The organism is Pseudomonas sp. S11P7 (genome assembly GCF_023195435.1).
Classification (GTDB): domain Bacteria; phylum Pseudomonadota; class Gammaproteobacteria; order Pseudomonadales; family Pseudomonadaceae; genus Aquipseudomonas; species Aquipseudomonas fluorescens_G.
This window is the reverse complement of record NZ_JALPKS020000002.1, coordinates 5,868,531-5,887,776: the sequence shown is the minus strand read 5'-3', so window position 1 is coordinate 5,887,776 and position 19,246 is coordinate 5,868,531. Positions and strand designations below refer to the sequence as shown.

The 19,246-nt window shown below is 60.8% G+C and carries 20 protein-coding genes and 1 other RNA gene; 7 read left to right on the top strand and 14 right to left on the bottom strand.

Going from position 1 to position 19,246, the window contains the following annotated elements; genetic code table 11:
• Positions 1 to 17: 17 nt before the first annotated feature.
• From M0746_RS26930 to M0746_RS26905, 6 genes are all read right to left on the bottom strand, one after another.
• The gene (locus tag M0746_RS26930) at positions 18 to 1,022 is read right to left on the bottom strand and encodes an extracellular solute-binding protein (protein ID WP_258451221.1); all 1,005 of its coding nucleotides are present in this window, start codon (positions 1,020 to 1,022) and stop codon (positions 18 to 20) included.
• A gap of 246 nt (positions 1,023 to 1,268) precedes the next feature.
• Positions 1,269 to 2,486: a 2-octaprenyl-3-methyl-6-methoxy-1,4-benzoquinol hydroxylase gene (locus M0746_RS26925; protein WP_258451531.1), complete on the bottom strand. Its 1,218-nt coding sequence runs from the start codon at positions 2,484 to 2,486 to the stop codon at positions 1,269 to 1,271.
• A 9-nt stretch (positions 2,487 to 2,495) separates the two neighbouring features.
• Positions 2,496 to 2,981 carry a DUF4442 domain-containing protein gene (locus M0746_RS26920; protein ID WP_258451220.1) on the bottom strand — a complete coding sequence of 162 codons (486 nt, stop codon included), beginning with the start codon at positions 2,979 to 2,981 and terminating at the stop codon, positions 2,496 to 2,498.
• Positions 2,974 to 4,161, bottom strand: a complete 1,188-nt coding sequence (gene ubiH, locus M0746_RS26915; RefSeq protein ID WP_258451219.1) for a 2-octaprenyl-6-methoxyphenyl hydroxylase — start codon at positions 4,159 to 4,161, stop codon at positions 2,974 to 2,976. Before ubiH ends, M0746_RS26920 begins: the two co-directional genes overlap by 8 nt.
• A complete protein-coding gene (pepP, locus tag M0746_RS26910; RefSeq protein WP_258451218.1) occupies positions 4,158 to 5,492 on the bottom strand; it encodes a Xaa-Pro aminopeptidase in 1,335 nt (444 codons plus the stop codon). The genes ubiH and pepP overlap by 4 nt, the downstream gene beginning before the upstream one ends.
• A gap of 27 nt (positions 5,493 to 5,519) precedes the next feature.
• The gene (locus tag M0746_RS26905) at positions 5,520 to 6,074 is read right to left on the bottom strand and encodes a YecA/YgfB family protein (RefSeq protein WP_258451217.1); all 555 of its coding nucleotides are present in this window, start codon (positions 6,072 to 6,074) and stop codon (positions 5,520 to 5,522) included.
• 130 nt (positions 6,075 to 6,204) lie between these two features.
• Between M0746_RS26905 and M0746_RS26900 the strand changes: the two genes are divergently transcribed.
• The 4 genes from M0746_RS26900 to M0746_RS26885 all read left to right on the top strand — a co-directional run bounded on the left by M0746_RS26900 (position 6,205) and on the right by M0746_RS26885 (position 7,620).
• A complete protein-coding gene (locus M0746_RS26900; protein ID WP_007911197.1) occupies positions 6,205 to 6,414 on the top strand; it encodes a TIGR02449 family protein in 210 nt (69 codons plus the stop codon).
• Complete coding sequence (locus M0746_RS26895; RefSeq protein ID WP_208939322.1) at positions 6,411 to 6,728, top strand: cell division protein ZapA; 318 nt, start codon at positions 6,411 to 6,413, stop codon at positions 6,726 to 6,728. Before M0746_RS26900 ends, M0746_RS26895 begins: the two co-directional genes overlap by 4 nt.
• A 30-nt stretch (positions 6,729 to 6,758) precedes the next feature.
• Positions 6,759 to 6,937, top strand: a non-coding RNA gene (gene ssrS, locus M0746_RS26890) — 6S RNA.
• Between the two features lie 80 nt (positions 6,938 to 7,017).
• Complete coding sequence (locus M0746_RS26885; RefSeq protein WP_258451216.1) at positions 7,018 to 7,620, top strand: 5-formyltetrahydrofolate cyclo-ligase; 603 nt, start codon at positions 7,018 to 7,020, stop codon at positions 7,618 to 7,620.
• A 39-nt stretch (positions 7,621 to 7,659) separates the two neighbouring features.
• Here the strand turns inward: M0746_RS26885 and M0746_RS26880 are convergent, their stop codons facing one another.
• Positions 7,660 to 7,815: a hypothetical protein gene (locus M0746_RS26880; RefSeq protein WP_090287349.1), complete on the bottom strand. Its 156-nt coding sequence runs from the start codon at positions 7,813 to 7,815 to the stop codon at positions 7,660 to 7,662.
• A gap of 197 nt (positions 7,816 to 8,012) precedes the next feature.
• Between M0746_RS26880 and M0746_RS26875 the strand changes: the two genes are divergently transcribed.
• Positions 8,013 to 8,465 carry an EVE domain-containing protein gene (locus M0746_RS26875; protein WP_093097240.1) on the top strand — a complete coding sequence of 151 codons (453 nt, stop codon included), beginning with the start codon at positions 8,013 to 8,015 and terminating at the stop codon, positions 8,463 to 8,465.
• Between the two features lie 142 nt (positions 8,466 to 8,607).
• On the opposite strand, the gene M0746_RS26870 is transcribed toward M0746_RS26875, so the two are convergent.
• On the bottom strand, positions 8,608 to 9,015 hold the full coding sequence (locus M0746_RS26870) for a flagellar basal body-associated protein FliL (RefSeq protein WP_041476900.1): 408 nt from the start codon (positions 9,013 to 9,015) through the stop codon (positions 8,608 to 8,610).
• Between the two features lie 150 nt (positions 9,016 to 9,165).
• On the opposite strand from M0746_RS26870, the gene M0746_RS26865 reads away from it, so the two are divergent.
• Complete coding sequence (locus tag M0746_RS26865; RefSeq protein WP_258451215.1) at positions 9,166 to 10,143, top strand: NADPH:quinone oxidoreductase family protein; 978 nt, start codon at positions 9,166 to 9,168, stop codon at positions 10,141 to 10,143.
• Between the two features lie 57 nt (positions 10,144 to 10,200).
• Here M0746_RS26865 and M0746_RS26860 read toward each other — a convergent pair whose 3' ends face one another.
• On the bottom strand, positions 10,201 to 10,815 hold the full coding sequence (locus tag M0746_RS26860) for an energy transducer TonB (RefSeq protein ID WP_258451214.1): 615 nt from the start codon (positions 10,813 to 10,815) through the stop codon (positions 10,201 to 10,203).
• A gap of 320 nt (positions 10,816 to 11,135) precedes the next feature.
• Between M0746_RS26860 and glpT the strand changes: the two genes are divergently transcribed.
• On the top strand, positions 11,136 to 12,485 hold the full coding sequence (gene glpT / locus M0746_RS26855) for a glycerol-3-phosphate transporter (RefSeq protein WP_024014747.1): 1,350 nt from the start codon (positions 11,136 to 11,138) through the stop codon (positions 12,483 to 12,485).
• Here the strand turns inward: glpT and M0746_RS26850 are convergent.
• The 5 genes from M0746_RS26850 to rho form a co-directional block, all read right to left on the bottom strand.
• The gene (locus tag M0746_RS26850) at positions 12,461 to 13,129 is read right to left on the bottom strand and encodes a gamma-glutamylcyclotransferase (RefSeq protein ID WP_258451213.1); all 669 of its coding nucleotides are present in this window, start codon (positions 13,127 to 13,129) and stop codon (positions 12,461 to 12,463) included. The two genes, glpT and M0746_RS26850, sit on opposite strands and share 25 nt — an antisense overlap.
• Before the next feature lie 195 nt (positions 13,130 to 13,324).
• Positions 13,325 to 14,293 carry a CDP-6-deoxy-delta-3,4-glucoseen reductase gene (locus M0746_RS26845; protein ID WP_258451212.1) on the bottom strand — a complete coding sequence of 323 codons (969 nt, stop codon included), beginning with the start codon at positions 14,291 to 14,293 and terminating at the stop codon, positions 13,325 to 13,327.
• Entirely contained in the window at positions 14,293 to 15,759 is a 1,467-nt protein-coding gene (gene ubiD / locus M0746_RS26840; protein WP_039757427.1) for a 4-hydroxy-3-polyprenylbenzoate decarboxylase, read from the bottom strand. The genes M0746_RS26845 and ubiD overlap by 1 nt, the downstream gene beginning before the upstream one ends.
• A gap of 80 nt (positions 15,760 to 15,839) precedes the next feature.
• Positions 15,840 to 17,801 (bottom strand): acyltransferase family protein, encoded by a 1,962-nt coding sequence (locus M0746_RS26835; protein WP_258451211.1) that lies wholly within the window; start codon positions 17,799 to 17,801, stop codon positions 15,840 to 15,842.
• A gap of 138 nt (positions 17,802 to 17,939) precedes the next feature.
• Entirely contained in the window at positions 17,940 to 19,199 is a 1,260-nt protein-coding gene (gene rho, locus M0746_RS26830) for a transcription termination factor Rho (RefSeq protein ID WP_003229334.1), read from the bottom strand.
• Positions 19,200 to 19,246: the final 47 nt, after the last annotated feature.

Here is a 19,246-nt window from a genome sequence, read left to right as displayed (position 1 = left end):
TGATCAGGACAGCAGAATCAGTTCCAACCCGCCCGATCCATCATCCGGATCGCCTCAGCCTGACGCTTGCCCGCCACTTCCACCGGCAGGGTATCGGCAACAAACTTGCCCCACGCTGCCACTTCCTCGGAAGGCGCCACCGCCGGGTTGGCCGGGAACTCCTGGTTCACGTCCGCAAAAATCTTCTGCGCTTCTGGCGTGGTCATCCATTCAACCAGAGCCTTGGCCGCTTCCGGGTGCGGCGCATGCTTGGTCAGGCCGATGCCCGACAGATTGACGTGCACGCCACGATCGGCCTGATTTGGCCAGAACAGCTTCACCGGCAGCTCAGGCTTCTGCTTGTGCAGGCGCCCGTAGTAATAGGTGTTGACGATGCCGACATCGCATTGCCCGGCGCTGATCGCTTCGAGCACGGCGACGTCATCGGAGAACACGTCGGTGGACAGGTTGTTGACCCAGCCCTTGAGGATCTTCTCGGTCTTCTCCGCGCCGTGGACTTCGATCATGGTGGCGGTGAGCGACTGGTTATAAACCTTCTTCGCGGTGCGCAGGCACAGGCGACCTTCCCAGTTCTTGTCGGCCAAGGCTTCGTAGGTGGTCAGCTCGCCCGGTTTTACCCGCTCGGTGGAATAGGCGATGGTCCGCGCGCGCAGGCTCAGGCCAGTCCAGGCGTGCGTGGACGAGCGATATTGCAACGGGATATTGGCGTCGATGGTTTTCGAGGTAAACGGCTGCAGGATGCCCATCTGCTCGGCCTGCCAGAGGTTGCCGGCGTCGACGGTGAGCAGCAGGTCGGCGGTGGCGTTTTCGCCTTCGGCCTTGATGCGCTGCATCAGCGGCGCTTCCTTGTCGGTGATGAACTTGATTTTCACCCCGGTCTTGGCGGTGTAGGCATCGAACACCGGTTTGATCAGCTCATCGATGCGCGACGAGTAAACCACCACCTCATCGGCGGCCTGGGCAGTGGTGCTGCCGATCAGGGTCAGGGCCAGTGCAGTCAGAAGACGCTTGGGTGCCAACATGGGAGTGGTCTCTCGGTCGGGAAATGAGGGCCAAATGATAAGGACTCACATTTACCATCACAATCGAACACTTGGGGAAGGCGTTACCAGATGTTGCACAGCGTTATTTTTGTGTCGGGTTAGCCGACGCCATCGCTGGCAAGCCAGCTCCCACAAGGTTTTCGGTGTGTCCAACATTGATGTTTCACACCGACCACTGTGGGAGCGGGCTTGCCCGCGATGAGGCCATCAGCCTCGATGAAGGTGTCAGGGTTTGGCCAAGGCCGGCAGATCACCGGTCAACCCAAGGGCTTCACGCACAAACAAAGCCTTGGCCTCCGGCATTTTTTCGACGAGCTTCAACCCGGTATTACGCAACCAGCGCAGCGGCAGCGGATCAGCCTGGAACAACCGCTCAAAGCCTTCCATCGCCGCCATCAACGCGAGGTTATGCGGCATCCGCCGACGCTCGTAACGGCTCAGTACTTTCACATCCGCCAAACGCTCACCGCGCTCCGCAGCCTGCAACAGCACCTCGGCCAGCACCGCCGCATCGAGGAAGCCCAGATTCACCCCCTGCCCCGCCAACGGGTGGATGGTGTGCGCCGCGTCGCCGATCAACGCCAGCCCTTCGGCCACGTAGCGTTTCGCATGACGCTGACGCAATGGCACGCAGACGCGCGGATCGGCGCTGATGATTTCACCCAGGCGCCCTTCGAAGGCGCGTTCCAGTTCAGCGCAAAACGCGTCTTCATCAAGCGCCATCAAGCGCTCGGCTTCGCTCGGCGTGGTCGACCAGACGATTGAACACCAGTCCTGCTGGCCGTCACGCTCCAGCGGCAGAAAGGCCAGCGGCCCGTGATCGGTGAAGCGCTGCCACGCGGTCAACTGATGCGGTTGGCTGCTGCGCACGCTGGTGACGATGGCGTGATGCAGGTAATCCCATTCGCGGGTCGCCACGCCAGTCAGGCGGCGTACCGCCGAGTTGGCGCCGTCCGCGGCGATCACCAGCGGCGCACGCAATGTGCGCCCGTCCGCCAGGGTCAGCAGCCAGTCGTCGCCGGAGCGACGCATCTGCTCCAGTCGCGCATTGGCCAGCATGCCCAAGTCACAGTCGTGCAAGCGCTCGAGCAAGGCATCCTGCACCACGCGGTTTTCGACGATGTGCCCGAGCACATCGGCATGCACGCTGCTCGCCGAAAAGTGAATCTGCCCGGTGCCGCTGCCGTCCCACACATGCATGTCGGTGTATGGGCTGGTGCGCCGTTCGACGATGCCGTACCAGACGCCAAGGCGTTCGAGAATCCGTTGACTGGCCGCCGACAGCGCACTTACCCGCGGCTCGAACGGCGCCTCGGCAGCAAACGGTTTGACGCTCAACGGGCTGCCGTCGAGCAACAGCACTTCCAGGCCGCTGTCCTGCAACGCCAGCGCCAGGGCGCTGCCGACCATTCCGGCTCCGACAATCAGCAGATCTGCGCGCATTTCCATGCTTTAAGCCTGTCTCGCTTGCGGCTTGAGCCGCACGTAAAGGGTTTTACCGACCCGCGCCACCAGATGGCCGGCGCCGTCATGAATATCGACCTGCAACTGCGGCAGGTATTTTTCGCCATCGGCGGTCTGCCGGCGGATCTCGGCGAGCAACGTCTCGTCGATGGTGAACCGGGCGAACACCGGGCCTTTGCCCGGCGCGATGAAATCGATGTCAGCGGCCTTGTCCCAGACGATGTAACGCGGACCAAGGTTTTCCATGAGCATCAGCATGAAGAACGGATCAACCATCGAATACAGACTGCCGCCGAACTGGGTACCGACGTAGTTGCGGTTGTACCAGCCCAACCCCATCGACACCCGGACATCGCGAAAGTCATCGCTGATCTGCCGAACCCGCACCCCGGCGCCCAGATAGGGCGGGTAGAACGTCATCACCCAGCGCATCAGCCGCGCCTTGCCGAACCTGGCGATCAACCACTTAAGCATCCGGTCGCGTTCCCAGGCCCATGGCCTGACGGGCAAACCAGCGCTTGGCCGGCGGCAGCAGCTCAAGGCCGAGCAGGCCGATGTTGCGCCCCAGCGAAACCAGCGGCTGGGTGCTGCCGAACAGGCGCGTGACCTGATCGGAAAAACCGACGGTGAGGTCCTGATCCAGCCGCTGGCGTTCGCGATAGGCCTGCAACGTGGCGAAGTCGCCCAGCGCTTTATCGCTGGGCAGCAACGCGGCGGCCAAGGCATCGGCGTCACGCAACGACAGGTTGAAACCCTGGCCGGCAATCGGGTGCAGACTGTGCGCAGCGTTGCCAAGTACGGCCAGATGCGAACGCACCTGCTCCTCGGCTTCAACCAGAGAAAGCGGATACAGGTGCCGCGCGCCGACCTGTTTCAGCGTGCCGAGGCGGTAACCGAACACGCCCTGCAATTCGCTGAGAAAATCCCGTTCGCTCAACTCGGCCAGACGCTGCGCGTCCATGCCCAGACGGGTCCAGACCAGCGCGCAACGGTTGTCCGGCAACGGTAGCAAGGCCATCGGGCCTTCGTCGGTAAAGCGCTCGAACGCCATGCCGTTGTGCGCTTCGCTCGGGGTGATGTTGGCGATCAACGCGCTCTGGTTGTACGAACGCGTGCGCACGTTGATGCCCAACTGCTCGCGCAGCCCGGAGCGACCGCCATCGGCGAGCACCGCCAGATCGCATTCAAGGGTGGTTTCATCGTTGAGCGTCAGGCGATAGCCGTCGGGCAACGGCTCCATTCGCGAGACTTCGGCCGGGCAGCGCCAGGTGATCACGTCTTTGTCGAGGTGTTGCCACAGGCACTGGCCGAGCCAGGCGTTCTCCACCACATAGCCGAGCGCCGGCACGCCCTCTTCCATCGCCGACAAGCGCGCGGTGGAGAAGCGCCCGCGATCAGAAACGTGAATCTGCTTGATCGGCTCGGCTCGGCGGGAGATCTCCTGCCACACGCCCAGCCGTTGATAAATCTGCCGCGAGCCGAAAGACAGCGCCGACGAACGTGCGTCGTAGCTCGGCTGCCAGCTGTCGCCCGGGGCAAACGGTTCGATCAGGACGATTTTCCAGCCACGGGCCTTGGCCCCGGCCTGCAAAGCCAACGCCAGACTGGCGCCGACCAGACCGCCACCGATGATTGCCAGATTGACTCGACTCATGCCGCGTGTGTCCTTGCCTGTGCCATCAACGCTTCGATTTCGGCGACGGTCTTCGGCACGCCGCCGGTGAGGATTTCACAACCGGTTCGGGTCACCACCACGTCGTCCTCGATGCGCACACCAATGCCGCGCCATTTCTTCGCGACGTTCTGATTGTCCGGGGCGATGTAGATGCCCGGTTCCACGGTCAGCGCCATGCCGACCTCCAGCACCCGCCATTCGCCGCCGACCTTGTATTCGCCGACGTCATGCACATCCATGCCCAGCCAGTGGCCGGCGCGGTGCATGTAAAAGGCCTTGTAGGCTTCGCTGGCGATCAGTTCGTCAAGGTTGCCCTGCAGCAAACCAAGCTTCACCAGCCCCGAGGTGATCACTCGAACCGTGGCTTCGTGCGCCTGGTTCCAGTGTTTGTTAGGAGCGATTTCGGCAAAGGCTGCTTCCTGCGAAGCAAGCACCAATTCGTAGATCGCCTTCTGCTCCGGCGAAAACCGGCCATTGACCGGCCAGGTGCGGGTGATATCGCTGGCGTAGCAGTCGATCTCGCAACCGGCGTCGATCAACACCAGATCGCCATCCTTGAGCAGCGCGTCGTTCTGCTGGTGATGCAGAATGCAGCTGTTGCGCCCGGCGGCGACGATCGAGCCGTAGGCCGGCATCTTCGCCCCGCCCTTGCGGAATTCGTAATCCAGCTCGGCTTCGAGGCTGTATTCATAGAGGCCCGGGCGACTGGCCTGCATCGCGCGGATATGCGCTTGCGCCGAAATCCGCGCGGCTTCGCGCATCACCTTCACTTCTGCCGCCGATTTATACAGACGCATGTCGTGCAGCAGATGATCCAGGGCAACGAATTCGTTCGGCGGCTGGGCGCCGAGGTGGGCCTTGGAGCGGATCACGTTGATCCAGTCCATCAGGTGCCGGTCGAATTCGGCGTTGCTGCCCATCGCCGAATACACCCGGTCGCGACCTTCGATCAGGCCCGGCAGGATGTCGTCGATGTCAGTGATGGGAAAGGCGTCGTCGGCGCCGTACTCGCGGATTGCGCCTTCTTGTCCTGCGCGCAGACCATCCCACAATTCGCGTTCGGCGTTGCGCTCACGACAGAACAGGATGTATTCGCCGTGCTCACGACCGGGCATCAGCACGATGACGGCTTGTGGCTCGGGAAAACCGCTGAGGTACTGGAAGTCGCTGTCCTGGCGATAGACATGCTCGACGTCGCGGTTGCGGATCGCCACCGCGGCGGCGGGCAGGATTGCGATGCTGTTGGGTTCCATCTGCGCCATCAGCGCCTTGCGGCGCCGGCTGTATTCCGCTTTGGGGATATGGGTCATGGGCAGATGGCTTTCCCTGGCACGCGATTAATGCAGCGACGGTTTGGCGGCCGCTTCGTCGGTTTTCTTGGTTTCGGTGAACAGCAGCAACGGAGCGACGCGCAGGTACTCCATCACTTCCATGTAGTCGTTTTCGCCGTCATCGGACTCTTCCAGCGCGTCTTGCACCTGGGCGATGGCGGCCAGATCCTGCAGCACTTCGGTGGCTTCCGTGCTCAAGGCATATTCGCGACGGGTCAGACCGAAGCCGGTAAGGAAGCCCTGGCACCACTGGCCCAGTGCAGCCGCGCGCTCGGTGAGCGGTGCGTCGTCGGTCGGCAGCAGCAGAACAACGGTCATGTCGTCGCTGGTGAGCTCGCCCTTGACCATCTCTTGCAGGCCGATCAGGGCGTTGCGGACGTTGTCCTGGATGTCGCCTTCGAGCAGTTCGCCGGCGTCGATCAGCCAGCCTTCGTGGTCGAAGCCGGCGCCGGCGCAACTGCGTCCGAGCAGCACGCCGTGCAGTTCGGCAGGCGAGACGTTGTGGCCGCTGGCAGTCAGCAGGGTGGCAAAGGCTTGGTACGGGGAATTCGCAATGGTCATGGGCAGCTAGGCGCCAGACGGCGCTATGTCTAGAATGAAGGCCTTGTATCCTACATCGACAGACTCGCCAAGACTATTAAAGGCTGTCCGCCAGCTATCCCATCAGACAGACTCCAACCCAGTGGACACAATGGAAGACACCGACCTGCAAGCGCTGATGGCCAGACTCGAACTGCTGATTGGCCGAGTCGAGCAACTAAAGAGTCAAAACGCACTCTTACTAGCTCAGGAAAAGACCTGGCGCGAGGAACGCGCTCACCTCATTGAAAAAAACGAAATCGCCCGGCGTAAGGTCGAATCGATGATTTCGCGCCTCAAGGCCCTGGAGCAAGACTCATGAGTTCAAGCAATAGCGTCACCGTGCAGATCCTCGACAAAGAATATTCGATCATCTGCCCGCCGGAAGAACGCAGCAATCTGGTCAGTGCCGCGCGCTACCTCGACGGCAAGATGCGCGAGATCCGCAGCAGCGGCAAAGTCATCGGCGCCGATCGCATTGCCGTGATGGCCGCGCTGAACATCACCCACGACCTGTTGCACAAAGAAGAGCGCCCGGACATCCAGGCCAGCGGTTCGACCCGCGAACAGGTGCGCGACTTGCTCGATCGTGTCGATCTGGTCCTGGCCGACGATCAGAGCACCGTCAAGGGCTGATTCGCCTGGCAGCTTGAGGTATACTCGCGGCACTCCCTGGGGTGCTTGCCAGTTGACGATGTCCCGGAGCCGATTCGCACTACCCTGGAAGTTGCACGTTGGGCTGGTGTGCATGTCCGCTAGACGGAAAGCCTTAAAGTCTACTGCTTCTTCCACCTTGAACTTTCGGGTTCAAGGGCTGAGTTGACAGCGGTACATCCGGGGAGCCTGATTCGAATCCGATGTCGGTTTATGCCGACATCGGATTTTTTATGCGTACGTTTTCGCTCCACCCTGCCGAAGCCGAACCATGACCGAACCCGCGCTGCTGCCCCGCCCGCAACTCCGCCGCCTGCTGCGCAAGGCGCGCCGCTCGCTGAGCAAAGCCGAGCAACACCAGGCTGCCAAAGGCCTGTTCCGGCAACTGGCGCAAGACCCGCATTTTCGTCGGGCGAAACACATTTCCCTCTATCTGCCCACCGACGGCGAAATCGATCCGCGTCTGCTGCTGCGCGAAGCCCAGCGCCGGGGCAAGGCAACCTATCTGCCGGTACTCAGCGCCTGGCCGCGGACCAAGATGGTTTTCCAGCGGGTTCGTCCCGGTGAAAAGCTCAAACCCAATCGCTTTCGCATTCTCGAGCCGCAGGCCAATCTGAGTCGGCAACGCAAGGTCTGGGCACTGGATCTGGTGCTGTTGCCACTGGTCGGGTTCGACGATGTCGGCGGGCGACTGGGCATGGGCGGCGGTTTCTATGATCGCAGCCTCGCCTATCTGGGTCGGCGCCAGAACTGGCGCAAGCCGACGCTATTGGGCCTGGCCCATGAATGTCAGAAGGTCGAACGTCTGGCGCAGGCGAGCTGGGATGTACCGTTACAGGGCACGGTCACCGACAAGGCGTGGTATTTCGCGTGACAGGACGCCGCCAGAACAGCGGCGTCGAAGAAGACTGTTTCAGCGCTTGAAGGCCGTCGACTGTTGCACTTGTTGTGCAATCTCAATCGGTGCATCCGCCTTGTTCGCCCACAGGCTCTGCGCGTAACCGGTGGTCACGACGCCCAGGCCGAACAAAATTACCAAAGTCCATAGTAGATCCGGTTTGCGTTTCATCGATTGCCCCCCTCAAGGCACATCATCACGATGACAGCAGCGGTTTCCGTGTGTAGGCCGTGCAGCAGCGTCAAGCTTTAAAGGCCGGCATTTTGCGACAACGTGAACCTGTGCGCAAACGCTGACGTCAACCGACTGTCGGTTTGTCATAAAATTGCCCGACAACCTGCCCAACGACCGTTTCAGGAGCACCCAACATGGCCTATTGGCTGATGAAATCCGAGCCCGACGAGCTCTCGATCAAAGGCCTGGAGAAGCTCGGCAAGGCGCGCTGGGACGGGGTTCGCAATTATCAGGCGCGCAATTTCCTGCGGGCAATGGCGGTAGGCGATGAATTCTTTTTCTATCATTCCAGTTGCCCGGAGCCGGGGATTGCCGGCATCGGCAGGATCATCGAAGCGGCGTACCCGGACCCCACCGCACTGGAGCCGGAAAGTCATTACTTCGATCCCAAGGCTACGGCGGAGAAAAACGCCTGGAGCGCGATTGATGTCGAGCACGTCGAGACGTTTGCGCGAGTGCTGAAACTGGATTATCTGAAGCAGCAGACCGCGCTGGCCGAGATGCCACTGGTGCAGAAGGGCTCGCGGTTGTCGGTGATGCCGGTGACAGCGGAGCAGTGGGCGGCGGTGATTGCGCTCAAGCCCTGATTCATTTGGCGCCTGCCAAAAATGCAATCGCTGGCAAGCCAGCTCCCACAGGGATTTTCAGTGGGCACATAATTTGTGACCATCCGAAAAACCTGTGGGAGCTGGCTTGCCAGCGATGGGGCCAGCCCGGACAACACAAGACTTACTGGATGATCAGGTTGTTGAACAACAGATCCTCAACCACCGGCTTGCCGGTCTCATCATTCATCACTTGCTGCGTCTGCTTCAGCGCTTCCTGACGCAGTTTTTCCTTGCCTTCGATGCTGCCCATCGCTTCGGTGCTCTGCTGCGTGAACAGTGCCACCAATTGATTGCGGATCAGCGGCTCGTTGGCCTTGACCAGTTTGGTCGCTTCTTCACCGGTCACGCGCAGGGCCACATCGGCCTTGTAGACCTTGAGCTTGGGCGTGCCATCGAGGCCGTAATTGCCGACGAACGGCGGGCTCAGGGTGATGTAATTGACCTTCGGCGCTTCGCCTTCTTTGGCTTCTTCGGCCAGCGCTGCCACAGGCAGAGACAGGGCCAGCAACAACATGATCCACGCTTTCACAATTCGCTCCTTATCCGGTTTGCGGCCTAGCATAACGACCCGCCGCACAAGCACAAGCTTATGCCTGACTATCAGGGCCGGGCATGCTCGTTGACCCGTTGATTCACACACCTACACTTATCGGCCATCACTCCCAAAGGAATAGCCCTGATGAAAGCCGTGCTGTGCAAAGCCTTCGGCCCTGCCGAATCGCTGGTGCTGGAAGACGTCGCCAGCCCTGTCGCCAAGAAGAATGAAATCCTGCTGGACGTGCACGCCGCCGGGGTCAATTTCCCGGACACGCTGATCATCGAGGGCAAGTACCAGTTCAAGCCGCCCTTCCCGTTCTCGCCGGGTGGTGAAGCGGCTGGCGTGGTTCGCGAAGTCGGGGAAAAGATCAGCCACCTGAAAGTCGGCGACCGGGTCATGGCCCTGACCGGCTGGGGCAGTTTTGCCGAGCAGGTCGCGGTGCCCGGCTACAACGTGCTGCCGATTCCGCCGTCGATGGATTTCAATACGGCCGCCGCGTTCAGCATGACTTATGGCACCTCGATGCACGCGCTCAAGCAACGCGCCAACCTGCAGCCAGGTGAAACCTTACTGGTGCTTGGTGCCTCCGGCGGTGTCGGTCTGGCGGCAGTGGAAATCGGCAAGGCCATGGGCGCGCGGGTCATCGCTGCGGCCAGCAGCGCCGAAAAGCTCGAAGTAGCCAAAGCCGCTGGCGCCGATGAGCTGATCAATTACAGCGAAGCCAATCTGAAGGATGAAATCAAACGCCTCACCGACGGCCAGGGCGCCGACGTGATCTACGACCCGGTCGGCGGCGACCTGTTCGATCAGGCCATCCGCGCCATCGCCTGGAACGGCAGGCTGCTGGTGGTCGGCTTCGCCAGCGGGCGCATACCAGAGCTGCCGGTCAACCTCGCGTTGCTCAAAGGCGCGGCCGTGCTCGGCGTGTTCTGGGGCTCATTCGCCCAGCGCCAGCCGCAGGACAACGCGGCCAACTTTGCGCAACTGTTCGGCTGGTTCGCCGAGGGCAAGTTGAAACCGCTGGTATCGCAGGTTTATCCACTGAGCCATGCGGCGCAGGCGATCAATGATCTGGGGCGGCGCAAGGCAGTCGGTAAGGTCGTGGTGCAGGTGCGCTGAGCCCACAGAGCGATCCGGGGCAGTCGCCCGGATCGTTCTGGCGCTTGAGGCCGCGACTCATAAAAGCTGGCGAATGTCCTCAGGTAGCAAAGTCATGAACTTGCTCGTGGGCCGCTCCCGACACCGTACAACGATGTCAGATACCCTTCGGTTGAGCTTGGCGATAAGAGACAAACGTTGCTCGTTCGATAACTGATGCTGGAAGAACGTATTCGACAGGTAGCCACGTGTGTAATGGAACGGCAGGGAATCGACCCAGGAATATTCCGCCACATTCGCCAGGTGGGCATTCACCTCTCGACACGGTAGCGCCTTGATCCATTGATTGATGCCGGGTGGGGCCTGGAGGCGAAAGCCCAGCGGCGCGACAACCTCCTGCTCGGCCGGTTTATCGCCCTCGACCGTCCACGGCTTGAATCGCCAGTCCTTGACCGCCGCCAGGGCGGACTCCGCCAGCGCCGGGTGATCACTTTGCAGGACACTGACTTTGTTCACCGAGCCATCGGCATGCACGGTGAATGAGACCCTCACGTCTCCGGTGATTCCGGCTCGCTGCAATACCCGCGGATACTCAGGACCGGGATTGGATTCGGGGATCAGAAACACTTCACCTGCCTGACTCGTAGTGGCTGACACCAACAGCAACAGCAACAGCATGCCTATCCAGTTCATATCGCTCCCTTGCGCTCGGTTCGAGCCTGGAAAAGCAATCAGGTTAGGTCGTCGTCGCAGGCTTGAGCAGTTGCTGACGTCCTGTTCACGCGCAGGACATTTCCGAAAGACATGACCTTAAATACCCCGAAAAACCGCAGAAACCGGCCACGGTAACTATTCCCACAACGCCCTGCTCTTACGTCTGAGCGACATGTTCATAAAGGAACGCTCGACTGCCCACATTTCCGCTTTTTAGCCGACATGAAGCGGTGCTATTTTCAGTAACGAAACTGTAACATTCGCATCCGCAGTCAAAACAAGAAAACTGGAGCTCTTGAATGTTTGCTTTCTTTCGTCCTGCCGCACATCAGGCTCCTTTGCCTGAAGAAAAAATAGACAGCACCTACCGGCGCCTGCGCTGGCAGATCTTCGCCGGTATCTTCATCGGCTATGCCGGTTACTACCTGCTGCGCAAGAACTTCTCGCTGGCCATGCCGTACCTGATCGACGAAGGCTACAGCCGCGGTGACCTGGGTCTGGCGATGTCGGCGATCGCCATCGCCTACGGCCTGTCGAAATTCCTCATGGGCCTGGTGTCCGACCGTTCCAACCCGCGCTTCTTCCTGCCTTTCGGCCTGCTGGTGTCGGCCGGGGTGATGTTCATTTTCGGTTTCGCGCCATGGGCAACATCCAGCGTGACCATGATGTTCATTCTGTTGTTCATCAACGGCTGGGCGCAGGGTATGGGCTGGCCGCCGAGCGGGCGGACCATGGTGCACTGGTGGTCGCAGAAGGAACGTGGCGGCGTGGTCTCGGTGTGGAACGTGGCGCACAACGTCGGTGGCGGCCTGATCGGCCCGCTGTTTCTGATCGGTATGGGCCTGTTCAACGACTGGCACGCGGCGTTCTACGTACCGGCGGCGGTGGCGCTGGGCGTGGCGGTGTTTGCTTTCATCACCATGCGCGACACCCCGCAATCGGTCGGCCTGCCGCCGATCGAGCAGTACAAGAACGATTACCCGGAAGGCTACGATGCCAGCCACGAAGACGAATTCAGCGCCAAGGAAATCTTCGTCAAATACGTGCTGCGCAACAAAATGCTCTGGTACATCGCCCTCGCCAACGTCTTCGTCTACCTGCTGCGCTATGGCGTGCTGGACTGGGCGCCGACCTACCTGAAAGAAGCCAAGGGCTTCACCGTGGACAAAACCTCGTGGGCGTATTTCTTCTATGAGTGGGCAGGTATCCCGGGCACGCTGCTGTGCGGCTGGATGTCGGACAAGATCTTCCGCGGCAACCGTGGCCTGACCGGCATGGTGTTCATGGCTCTGGTAACGGTCGCGACCCTGGTTTACTGGCTGAATCCGGCTGGCAACCCGATGGTCGACATGATCGCCCTGCTGTCGATCGGCTTCCTGATCTACGGCCCGGTGATGCTGATCGGTCTGCAGGCGCTGGAACTGGCACCGAAGAAAGCCGCTGGTACCGCAGCGGGTTTCACCGGTCTGTTCGGTTATCTGGGCGGTTCGGTGGCGGCCAGTGCGGCGATGGGTTACACCGTCGACCACTTCGGCTGGGATGGCGGGTTCGTCTTGCTGGTCGGCGCTTGCCTGTTGGCAATGGCCTTCCTGGCCCCAACGCTGTGGCACAAGCAAGTCGCCAGTCAGAGCCGTGAAGCGGTCGCCTGATCGCAGGTTGACTGACAGCGCTTGAGCCGCGCCTCCAGATTTCGATCCGGCATGGCGTGGCTGCGCAGGGCGTGTGCGGTCTGCTCGACATAATCGCGAGTGGTGCCGTAACGCCCGCTGGCGCTGGCGAATACCTGGCTCAGCACATGGTCCGGCAGGTTGCCGGCATAGCTGGGCAGGTGCCGCTCCAGGACAAAACCCAACGCCTGCACCTGAGTGCCATCTTCGAGCCGGCAGTTGAGCCAGTGCGGCCGATACGACGGCACCGGCATCTCGCGTTTCCACAAGGCGTACAGCGCGGAATCGAGATTGTCTTCGGGCAGCCGATAAGCGAAGCCGCTGCATGAACCGCCCCGATCCAGACCGAACACCAGCCCGGGCATCTCCGGCGTGCCGCGGTGTTCATGCGACCACAAATAGAGCCCACGGTGATAACCGTGCACGCGACCGCGCATTCTTTCGACCGCCGTGCATTCCGGGCGCCAGATCAACGAACCGTATGCGAACAGCCACACCGGCCCGCCCTTGTGGCGCGCCATGGTCGATTGCATGGAGGCAAGCAATTGCTCGTGGGTCAACTGCGGCCCGAGTTCGAGCCGCGGAGGGTAAGCCAGGTTCAGAAAAGCGTTTTCAATGGCGCTCATGGCGAATAGCGTTCAGCTCCCCGCGGGTGAAGAATTACTAATAGAACGCACCGCTGTAACAATAAGGCACATATGTTTTCAGGCAAATTAAGTGCCATGGCACAACGATTATCTAACTGCCTGATGGATATATAACCTACCGATATTTATGCCATTACTTAAATACCGATCGGCTATATATGACGTTATATGGAATCAGGAACGCGGTGCGTAGGCAAATACGTCAGCGCGCATTTGATGGGCATCCATCCCCGCCTCGACCAGCGCGTCCAGGGTGCCGTAGACCATGGCCGGTGAACCGCTGGCGTAGACGTGCAAAGGCTTGAGATCGGCGAAGTCTTCGCACACCGCTTCGTGCAGCATGCCGCAGCGCCCTTCCCAGCCGCACTGATCGCTGACGACCTTGTGCAGGAACAGGTTGGGCAGTTTCAGCCATTCATCCCAATGTTCGATCTGGTAGAAATCTTCCGGACGGCGCACGCCCCAATACAGATGCACCGGGTGCTTGAAGCCATTGGCGCGGCAGTGCTCGATCAGGCTGTGAATCTGGCCCATGCCGGTGCCGGCGGCGACGAGTACCAAAGGGCCGTCAGGCAGTTCAGCCAGATGGGTGTCGCCGAACGGCAACTCGACGCGCACCATCGGGTTGCGTTGCAGCTGCTCGATCAGGCTCAGCGCACTGGCTTCGCGCGCCAGCACATGGATTTCCAGATCACGCCCGCCGTGCGGCGCAGAGGCCATGGAGAACGCTGATTTCTCGCCGCTCTCGCGTTCGATCATCAGATATTGCCCGGCGTGATAACGCGGCGGTTTTCCGGCCGGCGCACGCAGACGCACGCGCCAGGTGTCGCCGCCCACTTCGCGGCATTCGATGACCTGGCAGGCCAGGCTGCGCACCGGCAGCTCGCCGAGCGCAAGCACGCCATCCCAGAGCAGCACGCAGTCTTCCAGCGGCTCGGCGATGCAGGTGTAGAACTCGCCGTGATCATGGACCTGGCCGTCCTGCTCGACGCGACCTTCAACCAGCAGCGCCGCGCACACGTGACAATTGCCGTTGCGGCAGCTTTGCGGGCAATCGAAGCCCAGGCGCCGCGCGCCGTCGAGAATCCGCTCACCGGGCTGTATCTCGAGCACTGCTCCGGAAGGCTGCAGGGTTACACGCATCAATCTATTCCTAACTGATTCCAGATGGCATCGATCCGTTGAGTCACGGCGTCGTCCTTGACGATCACGCGGCCCCACTCGCGGGTGGTTTCGCCCGGCCACTTGTGGGTGGCATCCAGGCCCATTTTCGAGCCCAGGCCGGAAATCGGCGAGGCGAAATCCAGATAGTCGATCGGGGTGTTGTCGATCATCACCGTGTCGCGCTTGGGGTCCATGCGCGTGGTGATGGCCCAGATCACATCGTTCCAGTCACGGGCGTTGATATCGTCGTCAGTGACGATAACGAACTTGGTATACATGAACTGTCGCAAAAACGACCAGACACCGAGCATCACGCGCTTGGCATGCCCCGGATACGACTTCTTCATCGTCACCACGGCCATGCGGTACGAGCAGCCTTCCGGCGGCAGGTAGAAGTCGGTGATCTCCGGGAACTGCTTCTGCAGAATCGGTACGAACACTTCGTTCAGCGCCACGCCGAGAATCGCCGGCTCATCCGGCGGCCGGCCGGTGTAGGTGCTGTGGTAGATCGGCTTGATCCGGTGGGTGATGCGCTCGACGGTGAATACCGGAAAGCTGTCGACTTCGTTGTAATAACCGGTGTGGTCGCCGTACGGGCCTTCATCGGCCATCTCGCCGGGATGGATCACGCCTTCGAGGATGATTTCGGCGGTGGCGGGCACTTGCAGATCGTTGCCACGGCATTTGACCAGTTCGGTGCGGTTACCGCGCAACAGACCGGCAAAGGCGTATTCGGAGAGGCTGTCCGGCACCGGCGTTACCGCACCGAGAATGGTCGCCGGGTCGGCGCCAAGGGCCACGGACACCGGGAACGGCTGGCCCGGATGCTTTTCGCACCATTCGCGGAAATCGAGGGCGCCGCCACGGTGGCTGAGCCAGCGCATGATCACCTTGTTGCGGCCGATCACTTGCTGACGATAGATACCGAGATTCTGGCGTTCCTTGTTCGGGCCTTTGGTGACGGTCAGGCCCCAGGTGATCAGCGGGCCGACGTCGCCGGGCCAGCAGGTCTGTACCGGCAGCATCGCCAGATCGACATCATCACCTTCGATGACCACTTCCTGGCACACCGCGTCCTTGACGACTTTCGGCGCCATCGAAATGATCTTGCGGAAAATCGGCAGTTTCGACCACGCGTCTTTCAAGCCCTTCGGTGGCTCCGGCTCCTTGAGGAAGGCCAGCAGCTTGCCGATCTCGCGCAGCTCGCTGACCGACTCGGCGCCCATGCCCATGGCCACCCGCTCGGGCGTGCCGAACAGGTTGCCGAGCACCGGAATGTCGTAGCCGGTGGGTTTCTCGAACAGCAGCGCCGGGCCCTTGGCCCGCAGCGTGCGATCGCACACCTCAGTCATCTCCAGCACCGGCGAGACGGGAATCTGGATGCGTTTCAACTCTCCGCGCTGCTCAAGCTGCTGCACGAAATCCCGAAGATCCTTGAATTTCATTGACGATGGCACCCTCAAAATAGGCGTACATCCTACCTGCTCTGACGGGCAAACAGCAGCCCGTCAGTGCCCGGCATCGCTCATTGGCGGCTGGTGCCCAGCAACATCGGCGCAAACAGCGGGCTCAAACGCGCGCTGCCGGCGTCGGAAAGATGATCGGCATCCTTGTATTGCGAATGGCCGCCGACATCGATCATGCACAGACCGTCCTTGCACATCAGCGGCGTCGGGTCGATGACATGCACGCCAGGGTCGGCGGCGCTCATCGAGCCGAACAGACCGGTGAAAAACTGCTGCCGTGCCAGATGCTCAGCCAGCGGGCGACCCAGTCCTTCGGCCGAGCGACCAATTCGCGCCAGGCTGGTCAAGCGGCTGATGTAGCTCTTGTGCTGCAACGGCACTTCCTTGAACAGCCAGACTTGTACCCCCGCTTCGCGCAGTTCGCTGACTTGCGCCTTGATCGCCGCCGCCATGCGTTGCTCCGATTGCGCCACATTGCGTGAGGGATCGAGCAGGAACTGCTTGTCGCCGTCGCCGTCCTCACGCCCGTAGACGTAAAGGCTCCAGTTCGCCGCCAGCACCACATCCTTGATGCCCAGATCGCGGACCAGCTGCATGTTGCGCTGATTGAACTGCTTGCACTGCGCACGCAAGGCGTCGTCGATGATCGGCGGGCACCCAGTCAGGCTATACAGCCAAACGGGCTGGCCGTCACGCTGGCTGTTGCCTTCGATGGCCGGCAGCAGCGCGGCGGTGTGGCTGTCGCCCCAGAACATCTTGGTCGGCGCGATCTGTTGGTCACCGCCCACGCGACAGGCCTTGTCCAGGGTCTTGTCCTTGCTCATGTGCATGCACTTCATTTGCCCGGCGTTCCATTCCTGGGACTGTGCATATTCAAGTGCTTTGCCGCTCAGACGCTGCGGCACGCCGTCGGCCGAACGGATGGCCGAGCCAACCACCGCCAGCGCGGCGATGGACACCAGGCCACCGACCAACACCGAGTTACGGCTGGCAAACACACGCTTTTCGCGAAACGGCAATTCGACATAGCGCAGGCTCAGCCACGCCAGTGCCACGGCCAGGGCGATCCAGCCAAATGCTTCGAGCGGCTGGATGCCATCGATCGAGATCGCGTTGGCATACACGTAAATCGGCCAGTGCCACAGATACAACGAATAGGACAGCAGACCGATCCACACCATCGGCCGCAGGCTCAACACCTGGCCAGCCAGTGTCGGGCCGCGCGCACCTGACCAGATCAAGGCAGTCGTACCGAGTACTGGCAGCAGGGCTGCCCAGCCCGGGAACACCGTGGATTTGTCAAAGGTGAAAACCGCCAGCAGCACCGCCGCCAGCCCGCCCAGGCCGACCGTTTGCCGGACCCACAGCCGCGGCGCATGTTTGGCCACCGGCAGTACCGCGAGCATGGCGCCGCAGAGCAATTCCCAGGCGCGGGTCGGCAGAGAGAAGAAGGCGAATTCCGGGCGCCGCTCGATGTAGACGATGTTCAGCCCGAACGACACCAGCAGCACGGCGAACAGCATCCAGCGCCAGTGCCGGACATAGCGCATCAACAGCACCATCATCAGCGGGAAGAAGATGTAGTACTGCTCCTCAACGGCCAGCGACCAGGTATGCAATAAGGGTTTGAGATCGGAGGCCGGTTCGAAGTAGCCGTCCTCGCGCATGAACAGAATGTTGGAAATGAACAGCGACTGGTAACGGATCGTCCGCCCCAGATCGGACAGGTCCTTGGCGGTCAGCAGTAACCAGCCCAGCGCCAGCGTCACCACCACGACCACGGTCAGTGCCGGCAGGATGCGTCGGGCGCGACGACCCCAGAAATCGAGGAAACTGAAGCGCTGGGCACTGATTTCACGGAACAGGATCGAGGTGATCAGAAAACCGGAGATGACGAAAAAAACGTCGACGCCGACAAAGCCGCCGCTGAATGTATTGAATCCGAAATGGAACAGCACGACGGGAAGAACCGCGAGTGCGCGTAAACCGTCGATATCACGGCGATTGCCAAACGTGTGCATGTAAAACCTTACCTGTTCTGGATACAAAGTCCCTTGAAGGCGCGAAGTTATCAGTCGGGCAAACTTCAATCCAGATACAAATAAATCGCGGGCAAAAAAAGCGCCCCTTACGGAGCGCTTCTTTCAACGGCTTGCGTGTTACTTGCGCTTCATCGACAAGAAGAACTCGTCGTTGGTCTTGGTCGTTTTCAGCTTGTCGACCAGGAACTCGATGGCAGCGACTTCGTCCATCGGGTGGAGCAGCTTGCGCAGGATCCACATGCGCTGCAGTTCGTCGTCGGCGGTCAGCAACTCTTCGCGGCGGGTGCCGGAGCGGTTGATGTTGATGGCCGGGAACACACGCTTTTCGGCGATCTTGCGATCCAGCGGCAGTTCCATGTTGCCGGTACCCTTGAACTCTTCGTAGATCACTTCGTCCATCTTCGAGCCGGTTTCAACCAGCGCGGTGGCGATAATGGTCAGCGAACCGCCTTCTTCGATGTTACGCGCGGCACCGAAGAAACGCTTCGGCTTCTCCAGAGCGTGGGCATCGACACCACCAGTCAGGACCTTGCCGGAGCTCGGGATCACGGTGTTGTAGGCGCGGGCCAGACGGGTGATCGAGTCGAGCAGGATCACCACATCTTTCTTGTGTTCGACCAGACGCTTGGCCTTCTCGATCACCATTTCGGCCACTTGAACGTGACGGGTCGGCGGCTCGTCGAACGTCGAGGCAACCACTTCGCCGCGCACGGTGCGCTGCATTTCGGTCACTTCTTCCGGACGTTCGTCGATCAGCAGCACGATCAGGTGCACTTCAGGGTTGTTACGCGCGATGTTCGCCGCGATGTTCTGCAGCATGATCGTCTTACCGGCTTTTGGCGGTGCAACGATCAGACCGCGCTGGCCCTTGCCGATCGGCGCGCACAGGTCGATCACCCGACCGGTCAGGTCTTCGGTGGAACCGTTACCGGCTTCCATCTTCATGCGCACGGTCGGGAACAGCGGGGTCAGGTTCTCAAAGAGAATCTTGTTTTTCGCGTTCTCCGGACGATCGAAGTTGATCGTATCGACCTTGAGCAGTGCGAAATACCGCTCGCCTTCCTTCGGAGGGCGGATCTTGCCAACGATGGTGTCACCGGTGCGCAAGTTGAAGCGGCGGATCTGGCTCGGCGAGACGTAGATATCGTCCGGGCCGGCCAGGTAGGAAGCGTCTGCGGAGCGCAGGAAGCCGAAGCCGTCCTGGAGAATCTCCAGCACGCCATCACCGGAGATTTCCTCGCCGCTTTTCGCGTGTTTTTTCAGCAGGGAGAAAATCACGTCCTGCTTGCGCGAACGGGCCATATTTTCTATGCCCATCTGTTCGGCTAATTCGAGCAGTTCGGTAATCGGCTTTTGCTTGAGTTCAGTCAGATTCATATAGGAATGACGTAATCATTTATGGAGGGGGGGAAATTAAGCTTTTG

Excerpts from the sequence above, each read along its gene's own strand:
- ubiD (WP_039757427.1), bottom strand. The coding sequence starts at position 15,759 with ATGAAATTCAAGGATCTTCGGGATTTCGTGCAGCAGCTTGAGCAGCGC.
- M0746_RS26875 (WP_093097240.1), top strand. The coding sequence starts at position 8,013 with ATGGCCTATTGGCTGATGAAATCCGAGCCCGACGAGCTCTCGATCAAA.
- M0746_RS26845 (WP_258451212.1), bottom strand. The coding sequence starts at position 14,293 with ATGCGTGTAACCCTGCAGCCTTCCGGAGCAGTGCTCGAGATACAGCCC.
- rho (WP_003229334.1), bottom strand. The coding sequence starts at position 19,199 with ATGAATCTGACTGAACTCAAGCAAAAGCCGATTACCGAACTGCTCGAA.
- glpT (WP_024014747.1), top strand. The coding sequence starts at position 11,136 with ATGTTTGCTTTCTTTCGTCCTGCCGCACATCAGGCTCCTTTGCCTGAA.
- M0746_RS26835 (WP_258451211.1), bottom strand. The coding sequence starts at position 17,801 with ATGCACACGTTTGGCAATCGCCGTGATATCGACGGTTTACGCGCACTC.
- M0746_RS26895 (WP_208939322.1), top strand. The coding sequence starts at position 6,411 with ATGAGTTCAAGCAATAGCGTCACCGTGCAGATCCTCGACAAAGAATAT.
- M0746_RS26865 (WP_258451215.1), top strand. The coding sequence starts at position 9,166 with ATGAAAGCCGTGCTGTGCAAAGCCTTCGGCCCTGCCGAATCGCTGGTG.
- M0746_RS26920 (WP_258451220.1), bottom strand. The coding sequence starts at position 2,981 with ATGCTTAAGTGGTTGATCGCCAGGTTCGGCAAGGCGCGGCTGATGCGC.
- M0746_RS26885 (WP_258451216.1), top strand. The coding sequence starts at position 7,018 with ATGACCGAACCCGCGCTGCTGCCCCGCCCGCAACTCCGCCGCCTGCTG.
- M0746_RS26930 (WP_258451221.1), bottom strand. The coding sequence starts at position 1,022 with ATGTTGGCACCCAAGCGTCTTCTGACTGCACTGGCCCTGACCCTGATC.
- M0746_RS26905 (WP_258451217.1), bottom strand. The coding sequence starts at position 6,074 with ATGACCATTGCGAATTCCCCGTACCAAGCCTTTGCCACCCTGCTGACT.
- M0746_RS26900 (WP_007911197.1), top strand. The coding sequence starts at position 6,205 with ATGGAAGACACCGACCTGCAAGCGCTGATGGCCAGACTCGAACTGCTG.
- M0746_RS26860 (WP_258451214.1), bottom strand. The coding sequence starts at position 10,815 with ATGAACTGGATAGGCATGCTGTTGCTGTTGCTGTTGGTGTCAGCCACT.
- M0746_RS26880 (WP_090287349.1), bottom strand. The coding sequence starts at position 7,815 with ATGAAACGCAAACCGGATCTACTATGGACTTTGGTAATTTTGTTCGGC.
- M0746_RS26850 (WP_258451213.1), bottom strand. The coding sequence starts at position 13,129 with ATGAGCGCCATTGAAAACGCTTTTCTGAACCTGGCTTACCCTCCGCGG.
- M0746_RS26925 (WP_258451531.1), bottom strand. The coding sequence starts at position 2,486 with ATGCGCGCAGATCTGCTGATTGTCGGAGCCGGAATGGTCGGCAGCGCC.
- pepP (WP_258451218.1), bottom strand. The coding sequence starts at position 5,492 with ATGACCCATATCCCCAAAGCGGAATACAGCCGGCGCCGCAAGGCGCTG.
- ubiH (WP_258451219.1), bottom strand. The coding sequence starts at position 4,161 with ATGAGTCGAGTCAATCTGGCAATCATCGGTGGCGGTCTGGTCGGCGCC.